Source organism: Protofrankia sp. CiP1_Cm_nod2 (assembly GCF_920664355.1).
Lineage (GTDB): Bacteria > Actinomycetota > Actinomycetes > Frankiales > Frankiaceae > Protofrankia.
In genome coordinates this window covers 1-2,137 of sequence record NZ_CAKKTL010000083.1, presented here as the reverse complement: position 1 = coordinate 2,137, position 2,137 = coordinate 1, and the positions used below count along the sequence as shown (strand labels likewise).

2 protein-coding genes are annotated in these 2,137 nt (G+C 73.9%); both read left to right on the top strand.

The features are described 5' to 3' along the window. The first annotated feature begins 102 nt into the window (after positions 1 to 102). Positions 103 to 909, top strand: coding sequence for a PadR family transcriptional regulator (locus NBW84_RS11415; RefSeq protein WP_250284394.1), 807 nt, complete (start codon positions 103 to 105; stop codon positions 907 to 909). Between the two features lie 153 nt (positions 910 to 1,062). Next, positions 1,063 to 2,137 (top strand): serine/threonine-protein kinase (locus NBW84_RS11410; protein ID WP_250284392.1); only part of this gene is annotated, 1,075 nt, incomplete at its 3' end.

Genomic DNA, 2,137 nt, shown 5'->3' with positions numbered 1-2,137 from the left:
GGCACCAGCGATGCCGGTGGCGGCCCGGGCTCGCGATGGCTTGCCCAACGGTGCATCGCGATATATCGTGAGCGTACGCGATACAACGACTGGAGAATTATCATGTACGCACCGGAATTTCCTGGACCATGGTCCTGGGGCCACGGCAGGCATGGCAGCCGCGGCTCCGACCGCCTCCGGGCAGTGGCCGCCGACGATCGAGGCGGCTGGCACCACGGCAGGCACGGTGGATACGGCGGGCCCGGCAGGCATGGCGGGCCCGGCGGCGGCGTCCCGTTCGGCCCTGGCGGTGTCCCGTTCGGCCCTGGCGGCATCCCGTTCGGTCCCGGCTTCCCCGGGCCGGGCTTCCCCCCCGGCCCCGGCTTCGGTCCCGGCGCCCGGGGCTTCTTCCCCGGCGGCCGCGGCCGCGGCGCGAAGGTCAGGCGCGGCGACGTCCGGGCGGCTGTCCTCGCCCTGCTCGCGGAGGCACCGATGCACGGCTATCAGATCATCAACGAACTCACCGAACGCAGCCAGGGCGCCTGGCGGCCGAGTCCTGGCTCGGTCTACCCCGTCCTGCAACTGCTCACCGACGAAGGGCTCGTCCACGCCGAGGAAAGCGACGGCAAGCGGGTGTTCCACCTCACCGACGCGGGCCGTGCCCACACCGACGCCCACGCGGACGAGCCCAAGCCCTGGGAGACCGCCGCGGCCGCCGCCAACCACGACCTGACCGACCTGCGGTCGCTGGCGTTCGGCGTGGGCGCGGCCGTCGTGCAGGTCGCCCAGACCGGCAGCGACGCCCAGCTCCAGGCCGCCCGGAAGATCCTCGTGGATGCCCGGCGGGCGCTCTACCGCATCCTCGCCGAGGACTTCCCCACCGGACCGGATGACAGCGAAGCCGCCGGGGACGACGGCCGGCCGGGCTGACCCGGCCCGCCCGGCCGCGAGCGGCCTCGGCCGATACCCGCTAACGCCCCCGGTAGCTCCACCCGGCATGGTACGGAGTGTCGGTTTCACCCCCAATAGCCCCAGGTGATGGGATGGGCACAGTTTTCTTTGGGGGGAAGGGGCACTTCTGCCATGCGGAAGCTGGGCTCTGGCTACGTCCTGCACGAACCGATCGGCCGCGGCGCGTTCGGCCAGGTCTGGCGGGGATCCACGGTCGACGGCGACCGCCCGGTCGCGGTGAAGGTGCTGCGCGGGGAACTCGCCGACGATCCCGAGGTCGTCGCCAGGTTCGTCCAGGAACGCTCCATGCTGCTCGGCTTCAGCGACCCACACCTGGTCACCGTCCGGGACCTCGTCGTCGAAGGCGACACCCTGGCGATCGTGATGGACCTCGTCAACGGTGTCGATCTGCGGGTCTACCTGCGTGAACGCGGCACACTCGAGGTGGCCACGGCGGTCGCCCTGACCCGCCAGGTGCTGCGCGCGCTGAGCACCGTGCACACGGCGGGGGTCGTCCACCGTGACCTCAAACCCGCCAATGTGCTTGTCGACGTCACCGATCCCGACGATCCGCAGGCCCGCCTGACCGACTTCGGGGTCGCCCGGCTGGCGCACGGGCCGTCCCTGACCCGCCTCACCGGGATGATCGGGACGCCGATGTACATGGCGCCGGAACTGGCCCACCGGGAGCACGCGCAGCCGCCGGCCGATGTCTACAGCGCGGGAGTCATGCTGTACGAGCTCCTCGCCGGCCACCCGCCGTTCTCCGCCCCGCACCCGGTCGCGCTCCTGCGCGCCCACATGGAGGACGCGCCGCAGCCCATACCCGGCCTGTCACCGGCACTGTGGGATGTGATCGCCGGCATGCTCGCCAAGGCGCCGGCGCGGCGTCCGACGGCGGACGCGGTCGAGCGGGCGCTGGCCGAGCTGGCGGCGTCCGGCTTCCAGCCCGTGGCCGCGGCCGCCGTCCCCGCGCCGGGCGGCGCCGCCGTGCCGGGTGCTGCCGTGCAGGACGTCTCCGCCGCGGGCGGTGCCGTGCCGGGCGCCTTCGTGCCGGACGCCGCCGCGGGCGCCTTCGTGCCGGACGGCGCCGCGGGCGCCTTCGTGCCGGACGGCGCCGGTGTCGGTGCCATCGGTCCCGCGGCCGGCGGCGGGGCCGGCCAGGGCGCGGCCGCGCCGCTGCCCGGGGACGCGACGATCGTGGCTC

Bases quoted from the DNA above. Each gene is read 5' to 3' on its own strand.
- NBW84_RS11415 (WP_250284394.1), top strand. From the start codon at position 103: ATGTACGCACCGGAATTTCCTGGACCATGGTCCTGGGGCCACGGCAGG.